The sequence below is a fragment of the Chitinophagaceae bacterium C216 genome (genome assembly GCA_028485475.2).
GTDB lineage: Bacteria > Bacteroidota > Bacteroidia > Chitinophagales > Chitinophagaceae > Niabella > Niabella composti.
In genome coordinates this window covers 663,805-685,988 of record CP144143.1, presented here as the reverse complement: position 1 = coordinate 685,988, position 22,184 = coordinate 663,805, and the positions used below count along the sequence as shown (strand labels likewise).

Here is a 22,184-nt window from a genome sequence, read left to right as displayed (position 1 = left end):
TGTTAAATTTTTCCGGTCGACAGAAACTTATCCCAACTTTGCAACAGATTGCCTTTCATAACCCGGGGGAATTTGTTTTGACTACCCAATTTGCCACGAAGCTCCATAAATTTTAAAAACTTCTCTTCAGGCAATATTTCTATAAACACGTCTTTAAGAGCGCTGGCTCTTTCTGTAGCATAGTCATCATTGATAGACTTGAGCGTATTGTCAATAAAAGTGAGCAGCTCCTGCGGGTCTACGGGGTCATCGGTAGCGATGTACCACTTATGAGCAAAATAGTTTTTATAGGGAAAGCCGGTTACTGTATACTCCGGAATACTGATGTTGAAATGATTGTTGGCTTCTTCAATAGCGCGATTCATGTTTTCTACACTCAGGTGCTCACCTACCAAACTCAGGAAATGTTTGGTGCGTCCAGTAATAATGAGCTCACACCGCCGGGTATCGAGAAAGCGTATCGTGTCGCCTATTAGATAACGCCAGGTACCGGCATTGGTACTTAACAAAATGGCGTATTCTTTTTCTTCTTCTATTTCATTTATAAGAACGGCTTTGGCATTAGGAAGCAAATTACCATCTGCATCAAAGTTGTTGCTGTCGAAAGGAATAAATTCAAAGAAAATATTATTGTCAGTAATTAGCTGCATGCCTTGTGCATGTTCGCGCATTTTATAGCCTATAAATCCCTCGCTGGAAAGATAATTCTCTACATATACAATAGGCTTGCCTAACAATCGTTCAAAGGATTTCTTATACGGCTGAAAAGCTACACCTCCATGTACGAACACCCCAAAGTTGGGCCATATTTCGTGTATGTTTTTCAAATTGTACCTTTCTATAATCATTTCCATACACATCTGGCACCAAGCTGGTACACCTACGATATAGCCAATATCCCAATCTCGAGCATGTTCTACTATTTCATTGAGCTTTTCATTCCAGTCGCGTAAAGCAGCAATACGCCCTCCGGGTTTATAAAATGTCTGAAACCAGAACGGACGTTTTTTAGCCAGTATCCCACTGAGATCGCCGGCATACCATCCTTTATCGCTTTTCTGCAGATCGGTAGCACCACCAATTATCAGAAAACTTTTACGCAGCGACTTTTTGTTGGCCTCCTGATAGGTAAATACGCTGATAAGTTGTTTAAGATAATTAATAGTATTGCTGCGTAAGAGATCTTTAGTTACGGGAATATATTTACTTGAGGCTTCGGATGTTCCGGAGCTCAATGCGTAGTATTCTATTTTACCGGGCCAGGTAACATCGGGAACACCGTCCAATGTTTTTTTCCACCATTCATTATAAATCTTGTTATAATCATGAATGGGTACCGATTGCTGATACGCTCTTTCTATATCCTTACTCAAAAGGATTTTATCAAATTCATACTTTTGGCCAAATTCGGTAAATCTTGCCTTTTTAAGTAGCTTTTTAAGAACTTTTCGCTGCTGTCTGCTTACATCACCATTAGGAAGGCCAAAGACCTTCGCAATCGTTCCCGGTAGTTTAATATCAATAATTGAAGCCATAATACATTCCCTGCTATCCCTGCAAAACTGCAATATACGACTTTGTAAAAAATGAGTGTTTGTAAGCTTTTTATGTTCCTCCTAAACAGTATTGCGGAGTCTAATTTATGAAAAAATGGCATTTGTTTCTACTATCAGAATTTGATGAATAGAAAAACTCAGTAGAAACAGGAATAGGCGAGGAAATATTTCAGCATCAATAAAAAATACCTAAAAAACCATCATCAGGCCATATATGATAAGCCCCAGAAAACAGGTGAAGATCCCCAGTAAAAATACCTTTAACAGAAACAATTGACGATCTGTTTTAAATATGTCACTCGAGCGCAGCTGTTTTTCCTTTTCCATCATTATGTGCAACCGTTTTGATAAAGGTTTGTTAGTTATAATATGTGGTGAGAGCTTTACCAATTTAGAGAAAATAATTACGTTTCAAAGAAACAATAAATTTTGTCTAAAGGAAACGGGATTTTTCCCCTTTCTTAAGGGAAGATACTACACATACAGTAAACCAAGCGATATAGTAAATCAATGTTATCTTTGCCCTTATGCTAAAATCAGTATTACATGAAGCCGTTATGGCCGGTGCGGAACAGGTAGTAAAATATTTCAATCAGACTTTTGATATCAAGTACAAGGAAGGTCGTAACAATCTCGTTACAGAAGCCGATGAAGCCTCAGAAAAAGCGATTATCGAAGTCATAAAAAAAACCTATCCCGATCATCATATTTTAACCGAAGAAAGTGGCGATCTGCCCCAACACTCTGAATATAAATGGATTATTGATCCCATAGATGGAACCATCAATTTTGCCCACGGCATTCCTATCAACTGTATTTCAGTGGCGGTGGAAAAAAGCGGCGAAATGATTCTGGGAATGGTGTACAATCCTCATATGAACGAGTTGTTCTTTGCCGAAAGGGGAGGCGGTGCTACGCTTAACGGAAAACCCATTAAAGTGAGTAGCGAAACCGACGCCATGAAAAGTTGTCTGGTTACAGGATTCCCTTATACTTATATCCACGAGCAAAACGGGCCTCTGCAGGTTTTCGAACGTCTTATTACCGAAGGAGTGCCGGTGCGTCGTTTAGGAGCTGCCGCCATAGACCTTTGCTGGGTGGCTTGTGGCAGATTGGATGGTTTTTACGAACACAGATTACAACCCTGGGATAGCGCAGCAGGATTTCTGATTGTTGAAGAAGCAGGAGGTAAGGTTACCGATTTTGATGGAAACCCTTACAGCCCTTACCAACACCGGATTTTGGCCACCAATGGTCTGATTCATGAACAAATGTTGAAGGTGATCCACAATCAGTAAATAATTCTAACGAAAAAAGAAAACTTAGATAAAGTTATCAGCGCTTCGTAATAATTATTGTATACAATCCTACATTTGATACACGCATTAGAAGCGACTTTTATACACATATATATGAGTGAACAAAGAACTGAAATAGCCGATTTGGGAGAGTTTGGTTTAATAGACCACCTCACCAAAAACATCGAATTGCAAAACGCTTCTACACTGGTGGGAGTAGGTGATGATGCTGCCGTTATTGATCATTTCGGTAAGCAGACCGTCATCACAACCGACCTGTTGCTGGAGGGTATTCACTTCGACCTGATGTATACGCCATTGAAACATCTAGGTTATAAAAGTGTCATCGTAAACCTGAGCGATGTATATGCCATGAATGCCACTCCTACTCAAATTACACTAAGCATTGGCGTTAGCAATCGCATGAGCCTTGAGGCTTTGGAAGAGTTTTACGAAGGCGTATATGTGGCCTGCAATAAATATGGAGTGGACCTCGTCGGAGGCGATACCACAACTTCTCAAAAAGGGTTTGTAATATCCGTAACCGCTATTGGAGAAGTCACTCCTGATACATTTGTAAAACGCAGTACTGCTAAAAAAGGAGATCTAATTTGTGTGTCGGGAGATTTGGGAGCCGCTTATCTTGGCTTGCTGTTTCTGGAAAGAGAAAAAAAGATATTTCTGGAAACACCATCCGTACAGCCAGATTTAGAACAACAAACGCATGTAATCGGACGCTTATTAAAACCCGAAGCACGAAAAGACATTGTGGAGTTTTTTGCAGAAAAACAAGTGGTTCCTACTTCTATGATCGATGTAAGCGATGGCCTTAGTTCCGAAGTTTTACACATCTGCAAGCAAAGCAATCTGGGGTGTGTATTATATGAAGAAAAAATTCCCATTGCGGAAGATTCCCGATTGGCAGCGTTTAAGTTTGAACTAGATCCAACTTTATGCGCTCTCAGCGGCGGTGAGGATTATGAGCTTTTATTTACTGTAGCGCAGGATGATTATGATAAAATAAAAGATAACGATCAAATCAGCATTATTGGATATATGGCCGATATAGAAGAAAGTTGCCATATCATCACCAAAGGCGGAGCCAAACACAAATTAGTAGCACAGGGCTGGAACCCGATTCAATAAAATGATTCTTTTCGTTGTTGATGTTTTTATCCGACGGATTATTGACCCGCCTATGTTAGGGCAAACATATTTTTATCGATGGTGCGGTCTGTTGCTGCTAGCAGTATGGGTTTGCTCCTGTTCCCCAACAAAAAAAACTTTTCATCCTGCCCAAAAATACAGCGCAGCCGCATTACAGGAAGATTATACTTTGTTCCAAAATATATTGGAAGAAAGACATCCCAGCCTATATTGGCACAGCTCCAAGGCATATATGGACAGCGTATTTGATGCTGGTCGAAAACTGATTACTGATAGCCTCACCGAACAAGAATTCAGGAAAATACTCATGGCCGTGTCCTCTCAGATTCAGTGCGGACATACCACAGTAGAGCCTTCCAAAAGCTATTCGAAGTACTTCCAAAAGAATAAACCTCCCATTAATTTTCCTCTTTCCATCAAAACCTGGAACGACACAGCAGTGGTAGTAGCGTCCCGACTCAAAAATATTCCCATCAATTCGGGCGACCTGATCGATTCCCTTAATGATACTCCGGTAACAGCGATCATTGATACAATGTTTCGCTTTGTTGCCGCGGACGGTAATAATCCGGTAGCAAAAAGTCAACGAATCAGCCTCGATTTCGGTAATCTGTATGCCCTGCTGTATGGCACAAGGTTTATCCGGCATCTGAGTTTCAAAGATTCAACCGGTCAACCTCACCGCTTTTATTTTAAACCTATTGCTGCAAAGAAAGACTCGCTTGATGTAAAACCGGCTTCTAAAACCCCAAAAATTTCCCGCAAAGAAAAATTGAAACAAGCACGTTCTTTTGAGATAAAGGCAGCAGAGGGATATGCCATTATGGAGCTCAACAGTTTTTCGGAAAAGCTACAGCTCCAATCCTTCCTTCGGCGATCATTCAAAGAACTGCATAAAAAAGGTATACCTCATTTGATTCTTGATCTACGTTTGAACGGAGGCGGAAGACTTAGCAATGCTAATGCTTTGTTGAGATACTTGACCGACCATTCCTATAAACTCGCAGATTCTATCTACGCCATTACTTCAAAGTCCGCGTACAGCAAATACATCGAAAAGGATTTTTGGAATAAACTGATTATCAAATTAGGCACCCAAAAGCGCAATGGCAAACTGCACTATACCCATCTTGAAAAACAGGTGTTCAAACCTAAAAAGAAATATCATTTCGACGGACAAGTGTTTTTGCTGAGTGGCGGTTTTACTTATTCAGCCAGTACTATTGTGTTGAATATCCTGAAAGGACAATCCAATGTGCAAATTGTAGGCGAACCATCGGGTGGGGGTGCTTATGGCAATACGGCCATGCTTATTCCGGATGTAACATTACCGCACAGCAAAGTGCGTTTTCGGTTGCCTCTCTTCCGTATGGTAGTGAATAAAAATGCAGCCCTAAAAGGGCAAGGTGTACCGCCCGATGTATTTGTAGGGCCAAGCCTTGAAGCCATCCGACGCAGAGAAGATTACAAAATGAAAAAAGCCATTGAACTGATTAAAAATGCGCAGCACGTTCAATAAATCTTAAACTGGTCCGCATCTTTCCAAAATGGAAACTTCTGGCGCACCGTATTCAAATGTTCTTTATCCAGCGTAATAGTGAAAATATCTTCTTCGTCCTTTTTATCATACAATATGGCTCCCAATGGATCCACCACCATACTGTTTCCGGAGTAATGGATACCCTTGCCATCAGTACCCACACGGTTAACGCCTATTACATAGCATTGATTTTCTATCGCACGCGCCTGAAGAAGCGTTCTCCAAGCATGTACACGCGTTTCGGGCCAGTTGGCTACATATACTAGCACATCGTATTCGGGCGCTATCTCCTGTCGGGGTGTTTGTGAGGCTATAACCTGACGTGTCCAAACCGGAAACCGCAGGTCATAACATACCTGCAGATTCAGCTTCCAGTTGTTTACAGATGCTATTAGTCTTTTTTCACCAGCAGTATAGGATTCATCTTCTCCAGCAAAGGCAAACAAATGCCTTTTATCATAATATCCGTACTGCCCCGTAGGTAACATCCATATGAGACGGTTATAATAGGAGTGTTTATTCGCCCCAAAGTCTTCTTTTATTATCAAACTTCCCGTCAGCACTACTTTTTTCTGCGCAGCCATTGTTTTCATCCAGGCAACGGTAGGACCATCCATGGTTTCCGCAAGAACGGGAGCATTCATACTAAACCCTGTAGAAAACATTTCGGGGAGGATGATTATATGCGTTTTTTCCTGAAGGCCTTCTATCTTTTGCTGCAGCTTGTTCAGATTGGCCGCCTTATCTTCCCATGCCAATGCTGTCTGAATGAGTGTGACCGTTAGTTTGTCTTTCATGATAAATTCTTAAAAAGTTCATTAATCAGGGCCGGTTCATACCCTTTCTGTATCAGATAATCCGATACTTTTCGCATTTTTATAAAGCGATTACGTTCCCGGTTCAGGCTGCTCCATTTTTCCTCAAAAAGCCGCTCCAGTGTATGCATGTATGCTTCCTCATCTATTTCTTTCATAGCCACTGTGATACAATAATCGCTGATATCCTTTTGTCGCAATGCCTGAATAATCTTGTTGCGTCCCCATTTTTTAATTCGAAAATGGCCGCCGGCAAACTGCTTTGCAAATCGTTCTTCGTTCAGGTAGTTTTCTTCGATGAGAGTGGCAAGAATTTCATCGTGGTCTTTTTTACGCACATCGAGTTCATATAGCTTATTAATCACATCTTTATGGCAGCGTTCGGCATAGGCACAGTAGTGCCTGAGTTTTTGCAATGCCTGTTCCCTAGTCAGCTGTTCGCCATAGTTGCCCATCCATTAACTACTTTTAACCCCCTCTCTCCGTATTGAAACGCTGTGAGGGAGGTGAAAGATACAAAGCTTTTGAGTTGGGAGCGCTCCAATATTCTGAAATAATTTATATTGCGTTAAATCTTTTTTATAGTAGTTTCGCTGCACCCCAAATCGGGGCAAAAATTATAAAATTTTTATTCGGATGAAATTTATCGCATCATCAAACGCGTTGCTTAAACAGCTGCAAAACCTCTCAGGCGTCATCAACGCAAATACCGTTTTACCGATATTGGAGGATTTCCTTTTTGAAATCGAAGCCAATAAGCTTACCATTGTCGCTACGGATCTGGAAACAGTGATGAGAACCGAAATGGAAATTGAGGCTAAGGATAGCGGAAGAGTATGTATTCCGGGAAAAATTCTGATTGATTCATTAAAAAATATTCCGGATCAGCCGCTGACCTTCACCATCGATAAAAATTTCGGAGTGGAAATAACCAGCGATAGCGGTAAGTATAAAGTAATGGGTGAAAACCCCGATAATTTCCCGAAAGAACCATCAGCAGATGATACTACCTCTTTCAAAATGACTGCTTCTGCCTTAGTAACGGCAATTAACAAAACCTTATTTGCTACTAGCACCGACGATTTGCGCCCCGCGATGACCGGCGTATTTTTCGAACTCAGCAAAAACGGTGTACAGTTTGTAGCTACAGACGCTCACAGATTAGTGCGTTATAAACGTAACGACGTAGAAGCAGCAGGCAACGACAGCTTTATTGTTCCACGTAAACCGTTGAACCTACTGAAATCGGCTTTGCCCGACAATGACGACGAAATCATCCTGAACTATAATAGCAACCACTTCTTTGTTACACATGGCTCCACCCGATTGAGCTGTCGCTTGATAGATGCGCGTTTCCCCGATTACAAAGTGGTCATTCCTGCCGAAAATCCATACAGATTAACTGTAAACAGACAAGAGTTTCTAGGAGCGCTGCGCCGTGTAAGTGTATTCAGTAACAAAAGTACTTATCAGGTGGCCTTAACCATCAGCGGCAGTGAACTACAGCTAGCAGCACAAGATGTTGACTTCAGCTTCGAAGGTAATGAGCGCATGAAGTGTCAGTACAATGGCGAAGACATCCAAATTGCTTTCAATGCTAAGTTCCTGATTGAAATGCTCAACAGTACACAAAGCGAAGATGTATACTTGGAACTTAGCACACCTACTAAAGCAGGGCTTATCAAGCCTGTTGAACAGGACGAAAATGAGGACCTGTTGATGCTGGTAATGCCACTTATGCTGAATCAATAAAAATAGGTTTAAAAAGGCAATGTACAGTAGTACATTGCCTTTTTTTAAAACGTACCCGGGATTATTGATAAATACACTAACCTATTTTTCGACTGGATTGAGTTATTCATTCAGATTCTATTGATAAAAGATTTCAAAAGCCAAAACACCGAGCTGTGTGAACCCCACATGGCAATGAGTTTTTGCATCTTTGCATTTACAATAATTCGAAAAAATTATATTATGTATAAACATACAATACTGATTATGGCCATTGCAATTGGTCTTTCACAGGAGCTTATGGCACAAATATCCGGCACCTGGAAAGGAACATTAGAAGGAATGGGTCAAAAGATAGAAATGACCTTTAATGTAGAAGAAAATAAAGACGGAACACTAGCGGCTAGCTTGGATATTCCCGCTCAGGGAGCAACAGGGTTGCCACTGGACAAAGTAGAGTTTAAAAACCCTGAAGTGACCTTAGGGCTCTCTCAGTTCGGTATTACTTACAAAGGAGTATTGAAAGGAGAGGTTATAGAAGGAAAATTCTTTCAAAGTGGTGTAGAAATTCCTTTACAGTTGAAAAAAACAAAAAAAGAATTGCCAGGAGATCCATCGCTACCTTCTTCTGAAGAAGAAATTCAGAAGTTGATGGAAATGGATAAAGGCTCTTACAAATATTCCGTAGAGGATTATTTCAGAAAACCTAAATCCTCGCAGTTTCAGCTATCGCCCAATGGAAAATATCTTTCCTACATGGAGAAGGACGAAAACAACAAAAGACATGTATATGTGAAAGAGATTGCAACGGGCAAGGTTACGCGGGCCATTGAAGAAAAAGATGAGCTTATTAAAGGATATGGATGGGTAAACGATAATCGACTTTTGTATGTAATGGACAAGGGTGGCGATGAAAACTATCATCTCTATGCAGCCAATTTGGACGGGTCACAAACCATTGATCTGACTCCATTCGAGGGCGTACAGGCTAATATTATCAGCGCTTCCAGAGATTATAAAGACTTTATCATTGTGGGCCTAAACAAGGATAATAAACAAATTCATGAACCCTATAAGATCAACGTCAACACAGGAGCCATCGAAAAACTATTTACCAATGAAGACCCGTTGAACCCTATTGCCGACTATGTATTCAATCGCTTCGGGGAGCTGAAGGCTTATTATAAAATGAAAGATGGTATCAAAACGCAGTTATATTACCGTCTGGATGGAGAAAAAGACTTTAAGCTGATTACAGAAAGCAACTGGTATGAGGGATTCTCTATTTTAGCTTTTAATTATGCAAGTGGTAATAAAGACGAAGCGTATGTATTGACCAATCTTGATTCAGACAAAAGCAGGATTGCACTATACGATTTTAAAACACAAAAAATCATTAAAGAAGTTTTCGCACATCCCAATTACGATGCAAGCATTTTAAGCCTTTCCCGAAAAAGGAATTGGGAGCTAGATTATTATGGTTATGAAGGAGAAAAAGTAGAAATTATTCCGGTAAGTGAAACCTTTAAGAAGATTCACCAAAATCTTTCAGCGCAATTTAAAAACTATCAGTTCAATATTGCAGGTAAAACTGATGAAGAAGATAAATACCTGGTGATTGTACAGAGCGATAAACTGTACGGCAGATATTATATCTACGACACAAAGTCGGGGAAGGCCGAGTTGCTATACGATCTGATGCCGCAGCTGAACGAAGCGGATATGGCCGAAATGCGACCGATAACCTTTAAAAGCAGGGATGGACTTACCATTCACGGATATATTACCTTGCCTAAAGAAGCATTGCAGGGTAAGAAAGTTCCGGTAATTGTAAACCCCCATGGCGGACCACAAGGCATTCGTGATAGCTGGGGTTTCAATCCCGAGGCGCAACTGTTTGCTAGCAGAGGGTACGCAACCCTTCAAGTGAATTTCAGAATTTCGGGAGGATATGGTAAAGACTTCTTGAAAGCCGGATTTAAGCAAATCGGTAGAAATGTTATGGCCGATGTAGAAGACGGTGTACAATACATTATTAAACAAGGCTGGGCCGATAAAGACCGCATTGCCATTTATGGGGGCTCACATGGAGGATACGCAACCCTTATGGGTATGATTCGAACCCCGGAGCTCTACCGTTGTGGTGTAGATTATGTAGGAGTATCCAATATCGAAACCTTCTTTGCATCTTTCCCCGAATATTGGAAACCCTATACCGAAATGGTAAAAAGCATTTGGTACGACCTAGATAACCCTGAAGAAGCTAAAATTGCTAAAGAGGTTTCTCCCGTATATCAAATCGATAAAATCAAAAGACCCCTCTTTGTGGTACAGGGTGCCAACGACCCCCGAGTAAAGATTGCCGAATCGGATCAAATCGTAAAGGCCCTGAGAGCAAAAGGATTCAATGTGCCTTATCTTGTAAAATACAACGAAGGACACGGATTCTATAAAGAAGAAAACCAAATTCAGTTCTATAAAGCAATGATGGGCTTCTTCTATCAGAATTTAAAATAGATGCAATAAAAGCGATGTATAAAAGCAGGAACAAAGATTCCTGCTTTTTTTTATTCAATTAAAACGGGGTTATCAGACTTTTTAGAAACAATCCACTCTACTTCGCTCAATTCATTGAACAAATTTTCTTAAATTTAGTCATGGACTACAAGGTGGCTGCAGTTTTTGATAATTATATCAGCGCACATCTGGTCTTAGGACGCTTGCAAATGGAAAATATCAGTTGTTGGTTAAAAGATGAAAATACCGTAACTGTTGACCCGATTCTCACCAATGCTGTAGGAGGTATTAAACTACTGGTAGCGGAACCTCAGCTGGAAAGAGCGTTGAACTTGATTCGCCAAAATCGAGAAGCGTATCAGTTACGAAATGCATGTCCCAAATGCGGTTCACTGAATATAGAGGTAGTAAGCACACCTCGAAGCATCCGTAACTGGCTAGGAACAATTGCAAACATTCTTTTAAATGTAGGAGCGCCGTTGCCGATCAAAAAAGTGAATCACTGCTTCGACTGTAATCACGAGTATGACATAGCATAAGCATTTTCTTGCCAAAAGACAAGTGAAAGCTTTATGGCTATTTTTATTTTTGAATACCCCTTTTTCTTACATTTTCAATTTGGGTGCTATGAAATTTTTAAAACGCTTGCTCTTTGTATTACTGGCCATTATCGCCCTAGCATTGATTGTGGCGCTATTTGTGAAAAAAGAGTTTTCGATTTCCAGAGAGATTGTCATTAACAAACCTGTATCCGAAGTTTTTGGCTACGTAAGGTATATTAAAAATCAGGATCATTACAGTGTATGGAATCAGCTAGATCCTAGCATGAAAAAAATGTTCACTGGAACTGATGGTACTCCGGGATTTATTTATGCTTGGGATGGCAATAAAAACGCAGGAAAAGGCGCACAAGAAATAAAAAATATTATCGAAAACCAAAAAATCGATATTGAGCTCCGGTTTGAGGAACCTATGCAAGTCACCAATATGACTACGATCAGTACAGAGGCCGTTGCTACCGATAAAACCAAAGTAACCTGGAGCATGTACGGTACTAGCGCCTATCCTTTTAATCTGTTGAATTTATGTATGGATGCCATGGTAGGAAAAGACCTTCAAAAAAATCTGGAAAATCTCAAAGCTGTTCTTGAAAAATAAAAGTGTTGCTGCTACAGACATAAACCCCGCCCATCATATTTATGACCGGCCGGGTTTAATTATTCCGTAACTTCAATACGAAAATGCTGTAGGCTTTTTAAAAACGATTGTATGGATCGGATTATCGCCTATTTCTCCACCTTGGAACAACGTCCGCTGGAGCGCATGGCACTGCTGGTAGCAGGCTTGTTGTTCTTCTGGATTCTTGAGGGAGCCATTCCTTTGTTTCGATTGAATTATCGCAAAAACAAACTGCAACATGCATTAGTGAACTTTGGCTTTACGGTAATGCATCTGATTATTCACACAGGGCTTGCTGTTTTCATCGTTATGTTAAGCGACTGGTGCAAAGCAGCTAATTGGGGATTGGTATACTGGTTGAATGCGGGAGTGGGCGGCGCCATCGCCATTGGTGTGCTGGCGCTTGATTTTAGCAGCTGGCTAGTGCATTGGGTTATGCATAAAAAAGCCTATTTATGGCGTTATCATCTTATTCATCATAGCGATAATAAAGTAGACGTTACTACAGGATTAAGACATCATCCAGGCGACAGTTTGTTACGTGGTATTTTCTTTTTGTTGCTGATTTTTGTAAGTGGTGCGCCTATGTACAGTGTGATGATTTATCAAACGCTCGTTGTTGTAACCACAGCATTTACTCATGCCAACATTAGTCTGCCCCCACTGCTGGATAAATCATTAAGCTATATACTAGTGTCTCCCAATATGCATAAAGTACATCATCACTGGAAGCAGCCTTATACCGATAGCAACTATGGAGCGGTGTTTTCGATTTGGGATCGTATGTTCGGTACATTCTCCTCTTTAGAGCCTTCACAAATTCGCTACGGATTGGATCGTTATTACCCTAACGAAAAAGATGAAGATTTTATCAACCTTTTAAAAGATCCTTTTATCAGAAAAAACGAACCTTAAACAATGTTACCAACTATGTTCATGGTTCCGTTGCCACTCATAATTTTCCCTACTTTTGATATATGAGTAAAGTAATTGCGATGATTCCCGCCCGTTATGCAGCTACGCGATTTCCTGCCAAGCTGATGAAAATGTTGGGTGATAAACCCGTAATCACACATACTTATGAGGCTGCTGTAAATAGTGGTTTATTTCATGATGTATATGTGATTACCGACAGCGATATTATTTTCCAAGAAATCAGTTCGCGAGGCGGTAAAGCCCTTATGAGTCGGGAAGAACACGATAGTGGTACAGACCGCATTGCCGAAGCTGTACGCTCTCTCGATGTGGATGTAGTGGTAAACGTGCAGGGCGATGAGCCTTTTATTCAAAAAGAGCCTTTAGAAAAATTGGTGCGCTTATTTGAGAATCCAGAAGTAAAAGTAGCCTCTTTAATGCGAAAAATGGATAATTCGGCAGATGCTTCGAACCCCAACATGGTAAAAGTGGTAACGAACAAGTACAACAAAGCGCTGTACTTCAGCCGTAGTATGATTCCGTATCAACGAGATGCGAATACAGAGTTTCATTACTATCTGCACATTGGTGTATACGCATTTCGCAAAGCGGAATTATTGCATTTTACTACATTGCCCAAAGCACCATTAGAACAAATTGAAAAACTGGAGCAGCTACGGTTTTTATATAACGGTATAGATATTTACATGGCCGAAACTGATTATAAGAATATAGCGATTGATACGCCTGAAGATCTGGAAAAAGCGCTACACTTGATAAGCAGCCAGTAATGCAATGTGAGGAAGGAGTACTGTTTTTACTTCGACAACATAGTTAAAAAAACAAATATTATGCGTCCGGAAAAATATCTGAAGTACCTCTTTCTCCCCAACTTATTAGAACTTTTCAGTACTGAACGTACCAAAGAAATACTTTCCGTCAATCCTACTATTGTACCTGTGCGGGAAGAAGCTACCAACGTTATCATTACTGCGTACGTTTATAATAAAGAGGATATTCGGGAGTATAAAAACATATCTGTTGAAGAGGTATTAACACTGAAACAGGATAATCATATAGTGTGGATAAATATCGATGGCTTGCGTAAAGATGATGTGGATAAGGTGGGAGAGTGTTACGGTATTCATCCGCTGCTTAGAGAGGATATCCTCAGTCTTCATCAGCGCCCTAAAATGGAAGAGATTGATGATATTCTTTTCTGCCTGACGCATATGTTGTATTACAACGAAGAACGAAAATCGGTGGGGTATGAGCAGATTAGCCTTGTACTGGGCAAAAATTTCATTATTACCTTTCAGGAAGATCCTACCAGAGACATGTTCACTTCATTAAGGGAGCGGTTAAAACTTCCTACCAGTAAAACCCGCGGGAAGGAAGCCGATTACCTGTACTATACGCTGATGGACACCATCGTGGATAATTATTTTATAGTGATGGATAAGTTGCGCGATAGTATTGAAGACTTGGAGGAAGAGATCATACGTCATACCACCAAACGCTCACTGGCACATATCAATGCCTTGCGCAAAGAGCTCATCGTTCTAAAACGCAGCGTGTTTCCCATGAGAGATGTTGTCAGCGGCCTTATTAAAAGCGATAGTGATTTGCTTACGGAGTTCAACGAGCGATTTTATAAAGATGTTTACGACCACATCATACAAGCTATAGATTTGGTGGAAAACTATCGCGATATGATAATGGGACTACAGGACCTGTATATCAATAACGTAAATCTAAAGATGAACGAAGTGATGAAAGTAATGGCTATCGTAACCTGCTTATTAGCGCCGGCAACGGTTATAGGTGGCATCTTTGGAATGAACTTCACCAATATTCCGATGTCTGACTTCCACTGGGGATTTTGGATTGCTGTGGCCGCTATGCTGCTGATTCCTGCATGGATGTTGTTACTATTTAAGAAACGAAAATGGTTTTAATACTGCCGCAACAATTATTTTCTTTTAAATACAGGAACTGTACTGCAAGGCTCGCCATACATAAGGCTTTTTACAACAGGTAATAGTACTCGGGTTATTTCTGCATAAGCAAATGCATCAATAGATACATCCCCGCAGCCTTTTATCACTACGCGCTTATCTGAAAAGGATGCTGTGTCCAGATTATTAATATTATGCAATAGGATGCGTTTTTTCAGCTCTTCTGCATCTCCTGCAGCTACATATTGTGCAACAGGCTGCAGATAGCTTACAATAAGCATGTATGCCCAATGAGGAATAATAGCATCGGCCGTACAAATGATTCCCACATTTTTTCCGGCATATTGCTGCCAATCGTGTTGCTTCAACGCTTCACGGAAATCCTTTTCTTTCAATATCATTTCCATAAACAAATAATCCTTGATATCGAAAAGAACGATTTCCTCCTTAGGCAAATATTCCTCAAGATTTAAAGTAATGATGCCACTTTCAGCTACCTTATTTCTGATAACATCCATACGCTAAATTAACATATATGCCGGCAACTTGTTCAATCTGTAATAAAAGCAAAATCCCGACACAGTGTCGGGATTTTGGTATATCACACTATTACAATTGTATTATTAATAGAACTTAGCCCGGTAGTCTTTAATAGAGGCAGCCTCTTTAAGAGCCTGGAAGGTTTGATACTGCGCCTGCTGTTTGCCTTGCATGTAACGCATTTTTCGAGTTTCTTCTACATTAGCTGCTTCTACGGGTGTTGCAGTCAGGTTATCAATTCTTACTACATATACACCTTGTGTACCTGCAATAGGCTCATTTACTACTTTGTTCACATTTTCCTTATTAAAGGCGGCTCCGATAACCTTCGGTTCAAAACCGATTGACTGAGCAAACTGACCGCTGAAACGAAGACTGTCGGCCACTTCAATTGGCTTTTTCAGTTTTTCGGCTACAGCTTCAAGTGTTGTAATCTTGCCTATTTTCTGAGAGATAAGCTCAGCTTTTTTCTGGTTTATCAATAAAGGTTCTACCATGAATCTTGCTTTATCTACGCTCATGGTTCCTTCTTTATTCACTTCGGTAACAATGGCTACAACATAGTAGTCACCTACACGCTCGGGCTGAACAATTTCTCCCAGTTTTGCATTATAAATACTTTTCACAAAGGTGCGGGATGCCCCCAAACCGGGAACAAAAGATGCGGTTGGTGCAATATCCTGAGCAACAGATCGGTAAACGCCTTTTTCTTTCTGCAATTTATCCGCGGCCTCTTCGAAAGATTTTCTGTCTTTTACCTGTGCTGCAAATTTGGTAGCCTGGCTGTTAGCAGCCATATCGGTTTCGGCACTTGCCTCAATAGGCTTGTTCAGATATGCAATTTTATAACCAGTACTGCTACCTTTTTGAGAAAGAATTTCTATATAGTGATATCCGTAATCTGTTTTTACAACCCCTTTTGCTCCTACTGGATTGGTAAAAATAAAGTCGTTAAACTCTGGAACCATTTGTCCGGAAGGCACACCATCATACACCCCACCGTTATTCACACTTCCTGGATCATTAGAGAATTTTACAACAAGAGAATCAAAATTGGCTCCGTTGCGAATGGCAAGTGCAATGCTATCGGCCAGTTTTTTGGCGGTAGAATCATCTCTGATTGGAATTTGCTGACCAGTTTGCGGATCCATTTGCATTGTACCTACCAGTATATGTCTGATTTTTACGGTATCAGGAATATTTCTTTGTGCCACCACTTTAGCCAGCACATAATTACCGGCATCAATGTAGGGTCCATAAATATTGCCTATGCCAACTTTAAAAATGGAATCCTTCATAGGCACTTGAATGCGATTAGCGCTGATATAACCATCGTAATAGTTATTGACCCCCTGATTTCTTAGGAAAGCTTTGACATCTGTTACGCTATCAAAAGCTGGTTTAAGCGCTAAAAGACTTTCACGAATTTGAGCACTATCGGCAGCACTAGGCTCTGCATTGAAAGCTACATAGCTAATACTGCGACTTTCAGTTTGCTTGAACTCTTCTTTGTGTTTGTCAATGTATTTCTGAATGTCTTCATTAGTCACTTTTACTGTAGAGTCCGGAATGCTGCTATAAGGTTCCCGCACAAAAGAAATTTTGGAAAGCAGACTGTTTTGTGCGTTTTCCTTTTCAATCATCCATTTTGGAAAGTTGATGCTTGTAGTGAAGAGTGCATCAAACTTCTCGGCCAAACGCTGGAATGCCATCTGTTCCAGAAAAGCATTTAGCTGCGCTTTTTGCTCTTCTGTTCCTTTGGTTTTTATTTGATTAATTTGTTGCTGAGCCAGCGCCGGATTATACCGTCCAGTTTGCGGATCCTGGAAAGCTTGAAGCAGCTCCTGAGGAGGATTGGATCCAAATAAAATATCGTTCAATTCTTTTTTACCTACATCGATACCCAGCTTACCGGTTTCCTGATTCAGCAAAATTCTTGCAATTTCGCCATTCCAGGCTTGTTCCAGTGCCTGCTGGGATACAGCCTCTCCGGAGCCCATTCCTCTTTGTTGCAACATCATAGTTTGTTGCTCCACCTGGATTCGAAAGCGGTCGTAGTCTATTACTTCGCCGTTTACTTTACCCACGGTCGTTACATCGCCTCTAAATAAAGTTCCGCCATTCTCAAAAGCAAGCATTATTACAAATACAATAAGCGCAATGGCAATGATTACCGCCATTACCTTGGCGTACTGGTCCTGGATTTTCTGTATAATCGACATAATATATTACTATAAAGGACGGCAAAAATAGGGTATTTGAAAATATCAACAAATTGTGGAAAAATAAGATGGGGCGTTTTGAACAATGATTTTGGCAATTTCTTTAATTCCGTCGCCACAGTATGCTCCAAAATACAGTGAGATAAAGAGTAGGGGCTTCCAAAGCTTTACTGTAATTGGTCAATTTTCTCTGCGAGCAATCGGTCTTTTTCGGTAATGATATCACCAGCATCATGTGTGCTAAGCCATATTTCTACCGTATTATACACATTTTTCCACTCCGGATGGTGGTTCATTTTTTCGGCTTCTAGCGCCACCCGCGTCATGAAAGCAAAAGCTTCGCTGAAGGTTTTAAAAGTAAATTTTTTAAACAGCTTATTGTTTTGCTCCTGCCACATGATGATGATTTTTAAAAGATAAGATATTCTTTGTTTTTGATTTTTTCATTGGTAAGCTCAGTTACCAGCTGTACTCCCGGAATGCTGCGAAGCATGATTTTTATCTGATCTAGATAGTCCTCTGTTACCGTATCGTTCTTCATCAGCCACAAAAAATCCAGATTTTTAAACTCCGGCAACAAGTACTCTCCGTCATATAAATTATTGTACAGATAATGGCACAGTGCACTATGGGGCTCGCGATATTCGTATACAGAGAAGAAATAGGTTCGTTTTTTTCTTACCAGCTTTATTTCTATATCGTGATTGATGCGAAAATTAAGGCCCAGCATATTGTTGAGGTTCCAGCAAAAACGGTAATCCTTTACGGTAGTTACTATACCTAACAGCTTTGTTTCGTCAAAAAAACTGTCAATGATGTTCTGGGTATCTAACTCTAATTTCACGCTGGCCATTCTTGTATTATTTTGCGAGCGAATTTTGAGGTAAAGTTAGAACAAATACACGGGCGGAGGGACTTAATTTGCATAATTCTCCGTAATTCGTAAACATTATTACCCTTAAGTCGGTTATTTTTGCGATTTTACATCTTGAAGACTATAAACTTACATATCGCTTTAGCAGGAAATCCCAATAGCGGCAAAACTTCGCTATTCAATGCGCTTACCGGACTTAACCAGAAAGTGGGCAACTTTCCGGGTGTTACAGTTGATAAAAAAACGGGCATCACCAAAATTGGTAATCGCGCTGCTACGGTTATTGACCTGCCGGGAACCTATAGCTTGTATCCACGTCGTTTGGATGAAGAGGTGGCATACAAAGTGATTATTGGACAAGACCCACACATCCATCCCGATGTAATTGTGGCTGTGGCCGATGCGAGCAGCTTGAAAAGGAACCTCCTGTTTTGCACCCAAATTATCGACTTGAAACGTCCGGTAGTTGTTGCATTAACCATGACCGACATCGCCCGCAAAAAGGGTATACAAATCGATATTAATGAAATGGAGCGGGAGCTGGGTGTGCCGGTTGTGGCGGTAAATCCGCGCAAGAATAAAGGAATTGATGCCTTAAAAAAAGCAATAGAGCTGGTTTCGGGCAATCTATACAAACCCACACCTCGCAACTTTATTGATGTCTCCTCTTTGGCCCCTGAAGCCATAAGGCGAGTTCAGCAAATTTTGCCCGGAGTGGGCGAGTACGAAGCCGTACATTACCTTATCAATCATGAAACCTTTGCACTGAACAATGATGTTCAAGAGCAGATTGAACAAACAGAAAAAGATTATCAGTTCAACCCCACACGCACACAGGCCGAAGAGATTCTACAACGTTATACAAGAATCAATCATATACTGAATGTGGCGGTAACCTTCCCCGATCCGCAAAAGCAATCCAGAATGACAGAAAGGCTGGACAATATATTCCTGCATCCTTTCTGGGGATATGTGATTCTACTGGGAGTATTGTTTCTGCTGTTTCAGTGTGTTTTTCTGCTGGCATCCTATCCTATGGATTGGATTGATAGTGGCACGGCCGCATTTAGCAACTGGCTGAGCTCGATATTGCCTGAAAATAACTTCTCGGACCTGCTAATTAATGGACTCGTTGCTGGACTGGGAGGCATTGTCATTTTCATTCCGCAGATTATGATTCTGTTTGGGCTAATTACCATACTGGAAGACACCGGGTACATGGCACGCATCAGTTTTCTTACTGACAGAATCATGCGTTCCGTAGGATTGAATGGTAAAAGCGTTATGCCAATGATTAGCGGCTTTGCCTGTGCGGTGCCGGCTATTATGAGTGCACGTAATATCGAAAATCGTAAAGAACGCCTGCTTACCATTCTGGTAACACCTTTAATGAGTTGTTCTGCCCGGCTTCCGGTGTATCTGATTCTAACGGCCATCGTTATTCCTCGAACCTATATTGCCGGCTTTATCAGTGTGCAGGGATTGGTGATGATGGGACTGTATTTAATAGGTATTGTATTTGCCATGCTGGTAGCTTATGTGGCCAAATGGTTTGTGAAAATACAAGAAAAAAGCTTCTTCATTCTTGAGTTGCCGGTATATCGTGCTCCTCGCTGGAAGAATGCCTTCCACACAATGATTGAAAAAGCGAAAATTTTTGTGTTTCAGGCAGGTAAAGTTATTCTGTTAATCAGCCTTGTGTTGTGGTTCCTAAGCTCTTTTGGACCTAAACAAAAAATGGAGCAGGTACATCAGCAATACGAGCAACAACTGGCTCAACCCGGAGCCGACACCACGCTTATTGAGGAGCAGTACGGAACAGCCAAGCTGGAGAACTCTTACGCCGGCCTTATGGGTAAGGCTATAGAACCTGTTATTCGTCCTCTGGGTTACGACTGGAAAATTGGTATTGCACTCATTACTTCCTTTGCCGCTCGGGAGGTTTTTGTGGGTACAATGGCCACATTGTACAGTGTGGAAGATGACGGCGAGGAAAACCTTGCCTTACAGCAAAAAATGCAACAAGCGACCTTCAGCGATGGGTCCAAAGTGTTTACGCTAGCAACCGGAATTTCCTTAATGCTCTTCTACGTTTTTGCAATGCAGTGTATGAGTACACTGGCCATTGTAAAAAGAGAAACCGGCAGTTGGAAATGGCCCCTCATTCAACTGGTATACATGACCGGTCTGGCCTATATCGTTAGTTTTATCGCCTATCAGTTATTGAAATAGTTTTTTGTCGATACTAATTTTTCGTTTCTCCCTTAACAAAAAAGAGCGGGTGCAATACCCGCTCTTTTAATGAAGTTAATGGCTGGGATGAATTACATTTTGATAAATTCTACCCGTCTGTTGTTTGCTTTACCTTCCGGAGTATTATTAGGACTTACCGGTTCAGACTCTCCTTTTCCATCGGTTACCATTCTGCTCTCGCTGATACCAAATTTAGAGACCAGTGTGCGTTTCACCGATTCGGCTCGACGTTTGGAAAGTGCTAGGTTAGATGCATCATCGCCATCACTATCGGTATGACCTACGATTTTCACTTTCACGCTTTCATTTTCCTGCAATACATTGGCAATCTCTTTCAGTACTCCATAGCTTTCAGGCTTAATTTTATCACTATTTACATCAAATAAAATTCCAGTAGTAACAAATTTTCCTTCAGTTATCAATTTGTTTCTTGTATCAGGTGCGCCCACAGCGACGCGCAGATTGCTGATGAAGAATGCTTGGTCGTCTTTCCCTGAGCCATCGTTTCTGAAATAAATGGAATTAATTACCGCTCCATCATTTAATGCTCTAGGAATATCCCAAATTTTTACATCATTAAGATATACTCTTACTCTTCCTTTTTGACGCCAGATGCTAACATGCGCAAACAAATCCCTTCCCATGGATTTAAACACGCTCTGCTCTGCATCATTCTTTATAATTTCTTTTCCACCTCCAAAGCTGTGAAATACGGTTCTTCCTTTTTGACCGCCGGCACTAGTAGGATGAAACGCCACTTCCACATTGGCTTTGGGCTCGGCTCTATTGCCAAATCTTTTGAATAGACGCCAGTTGGCTCCTACATTAGGCTCGCTTGTGAAACCCACAATGAAAAACCCGTTGTAAAAGCTGAAATTGGGTGAAGCGACCAGATCAAACTCAACAGTAAAGTTCTCCGGCAATTTTTTAACAAACTCCGGATAAAACACTACTTCGCTAGATGTTTTTAAAAATTTCGAAGATTGATCTCCCAAACGTACTAATTCTCCGGACCCGTTCGTATTCCACTTTGCAGGAAAATCTCCCAATGCGTCTTGGCTAAAATCTTCAACAACAATAACTTTTTCCCCAGGAACAAAATCAAATTTTCCGGATACCGAAAAATCGTCATTCCCGCTTGATGAAGAACCGCCTCCGTTACTCCCCTTGTTTCCAGAGGAGCTTTGCTTACTGGTTCCTTCGTCGTTGTTACTATTTTTTGACTTTTTCTTGAAAATATTTCCGATGCCTTCTTCTACTTTATTCAAGCCTTTATCAATTCCCTGATCGATGCGATTATTCACCCTGTTTTCTGCAGCCCTTTTAGCTTTAACTTTCGGATCGAAAATTTGTCCGTACAATACGCTTGTACAACAAACAAAAGACAGAAGTAATAATAGTGCTCTCATGTTATTTATTTTAATTATTTTTATTTCCAACAGGAACGGTGTTTAGTCAGAAAATTTTTATATAAACCTTATTATATTAAATTAAGGTCTTTACATTTGCTTTAATACAATATAAAAGTATAGCTAATACATCAAATAAACCTTACAATCACCTGAATTAGGGATATGTAGTATATGGCTATTTTTGCTTGTCATTGGGAAAAGATTAGC

The 22,184-nt window shown here is 40.7% G+C and carries 19 protein-coding genes; 11 read left to right on the top strand and 8 right to left on the bottom strand.

The features are described 5' to 3' along the window. Nucleotides 1–2: 2 nt before the first annotated feature. Entirely contained in the window at nt 3–1,535 is a 1,533-nt protein-coding gene (locus PIECOFPK_RS02820) for a GH3 auxin-responsive promoter family protein (RefSeq protein ID WP_330974840.1), read from the bottom strand. 548 nt (nt 1,536–2,083) lie between these two features. On the opposite strand from PIECOFPK_RS02820, the gene PIECOFPK_RS02815 reads away from it, so the two are divergent. The 3 genes from PIECOFPK_RS02815 (at nt 2,084) to PIECOFPK_RS02805 (ending at nt 5,540) form a co-directional block, all read left to right on the top strand. Beyond that, nucleotides 2,084–2,854: an inositol monophosphatase family protein gene (locus PIECOFPK_RS02815; protein WP_409966472.1), complete on the top strand. Its 771-nt coding sequence runs from the start codon at nt 2,084–2,086 to the stop codon at nt 2,852–2,854. Nucleotides 2,855–2,968: 114 nt separating this feature from the next. Beyond that, nucleotides 2,969–4,000, top strand: coding sequence for a thiamine-phosphate kinase (thiL, locus tag PIECOFPK_RS02810; protein WP_330974838.1), 1,032 nt, complete (start codon nt 2,969–2,971; stop codon nt 3,998–4,000). Between the two features lie 52 nt (nt 4,001–4,052). Continuing rightward, nucleotides 4,053–5,540 carry a S41 family peptidase gene (locus PIECOFPK_RS02805; RefSeq protein ID WP_409966471.1) on the top strand — a complete coding sequence of 496 codons (1,488 nt, stop codon included), beginning with the start codon at nt 4,053–4,055 and terminating at the stop codon, nt 5,538–5,540. Here PIECOFPK_RS02805 and PIECOFPK_RS02800 read toward each other — a convergent pair. Then, nucleotides 5,534–6,358: a nitrilase family protein gene (locus tag PIECOFPK_RS02800; RefSeq protein ID WP_409966470.1), complete on the bottom strand. Its 825-nt coding sequence runs from the start codon at nt 6,356–6,358 to the stop codon at nt 5,534–5,536. The genes PIECOFPK_RS02805 and PIECOFPK_RS02800 overlap by 7 nt on opposite strands. Then, entirely contained in the window at nt 6,355–6,831 is a 477-nt protein-coding gene (locus PIECOFPK_RS02795) for a regulatory protein RecX (RefSeq protein ID WP_330974835.1), read from the bottom strand. The genes PIECOFPK_RS02800 and PIECOFPK_RS02795 overlap by 4 nt, the downstream gene beginning before the upstream one ends. Nucleotides 6,832–7,012: 181 nt before the next feature. Between PIECOFPK_RS02795 and dnaN the strand changes: the two genes are divergently transcribed. From dnaN to corA, 7 genes are all read left to right on the top strand, one after another. Further along, a complete protein-coding gene (dnaN, locus tag PIECOFPK_RS02790; protein ID WP_330974834.1) occupies nt 7,013–8,128 on the top strand; it encodes a DNA polymerase III subunit beta in 1,116 nt (371 codons plus the stop codon). A 222-nt stretch (nt 8,129–8,350) separates the two neighbouring features. Continuing rightward, entirely contained in the window at nt 8,351–10,624 is a 2,274-nt protein-coding gene (locus PIECOFPK_RS02785) for a prolyl oligopeptidase family serine peptidase (protein ID WP_409966469.1), read from the top strand. A 140-nt stretch (nt 10,625–10,764) separates the two neighbouring features. Then, nucleotides 10,765–11,163, top strand: coding sequence for a putative signal transducing protein (locus PIECOFPK_RS02780; RefSeq protein ID WP_330974832.1), 399 nt, complete (start codon nt 10,765–10,767; stop codon nt 11,161–11,163). Between the two features lie 88 nt (nt 11,164–11,251). After that, entirely contained in the window at nt 11,252–11,782 is a 531-nt protein-coding gene (locus PIECOFPK_RS02775) for an SRPBCC family protein (protein ID WP_409966468.1), read from the top strand. Nucleotides 11,783–11,893: 111 nt separating this feature from the next. Then, the gene (locus tag PIECOFPK_RS02770) at nt 11,894–12,718 is read left to right on the top strand and encodes a sterol desaturase family protein (protein WP_409966467.1); all 825 of its coding nucleotides are present in this window, start codon (nt 11,894–11,896) and stop codon (nt 12,716–12,718) included. 62 nt (nt 12,719–12,780) lie between these two features. After that, nucleotides 12,781–13,509 carry a 3-deoxy-manno-octulosonate cytidylyltransferase gene (gene kdsB, locus PIECOFPK_RS02765; RefSeq protein WP_409966466.1) on the top strand — a complete coding sequence of 243 codons (729 nt, stop codon included), beginning with the start codon at nt 12,781–12,783 and terminating at the stop codon, nt 13,507–13,509. 60 nt (nt 13,510–13,569) lie between these two features. After that, on the top strand, nt 13,570–14,676 hold the full coding sequence (corA, locus tag PIECOFPK_RS02760; RefSeq protein WP_330974828.1) for a magnesium/cobalt transporter CorA: 1,107 nt from the start codon (nt 13,570–13,572) through the stop codon (nt 14,674–14,676). A gap of 14 nt (nt 14,677–14,690) precedes the next feature. Here corA and PIECOFPK_RS02755 read toward each other — a convergent pair whose 3' ends face one another. From PIECOFPK_RS02755 to PIECOFPK_RS02740, 4 genes are all read right to left on the bottom strand, one after another. Then, on the bottom strand, nt 14,691–15,194 hold the full coding sequence (locus tag PIECOFPK_RS02755; RefSeq protein WP_330974827.1) for a DUF2480 family protein: 504 nt from the start codon (nt 15,192–15,194) through the stop codon (nt 14,691–14,693). Between the two features lie 105 nt (nt 15,195–15,299). Continuing rightward, nucleotides 15,300–17,438: a peptidylprolyl isomerase gene (locus PIECOFPK_RS02750; RefSeq protein WP_409966465.1), complete on the bottom strand. Its 2,139-nt coding sequence runs from the start codon at nt 17,436–17,438 to the stop codon at nt 15,300–15,302. A gap of 167 nt (nt 17,439–17,605) precedes the next feature. Next, nucleotides 17,606–17,836: a 4a-hydroxytetrahydrobiopterin dehydratase gene (locus PIECOFPK_RS02745; protein WP_330974825.1), complete on the bottom strand. Its 231-nt coding sequence runs from the start codon at nt 17,834–17,836 to the stop codon at nt 17,606–17,608. 11 nt (nt 17,837–17,847) lie between these two features. Then, complete coding sequence (locus PIECOFPK_RS02740; RefSeq protein ID WP_330974824.1) at nt 17,848–18,291, bottom strand: IPExxxVDY family protein; 444 nt, start codon at nt 18,289–18,291, stop codon at nt 17,848–17,850. Nucleotides 18,292–18,426: 135 nt separating this feature from the next. Between PIECOFPK_RS02740 and feoB the strand changes: the two genes are divergently transcribed. Beyond that, entirely contained in the window at nt 18,427–20,544 is a 2,118-nt protein-coding gene (gene feoB, locus PIECOFPK_RS02735) for a ferrous iron transport protein B (RefSeq protein ID WP_409966464.1), read from the top strand. Between the two features lie 92 nt (nt 20,545–20,636). Here the strand turns inward: feoB and PIECOFPK_RS02730 are convergent, their stop codons facing one another. Next, on the bottom strand, nt 20,637–21,974 hold the full coding sequence (locus PIECOFPK_RS02730) for an OmpA family protein (RefSeq protein WP_330974822.1): 1,338 nt from the start codon (nt 21,972–21,974) through the stop codon (nt 20,637–20,639). Between the last annotated feature and the right edge of the window lie 210 nt (nt 21,975–22,184).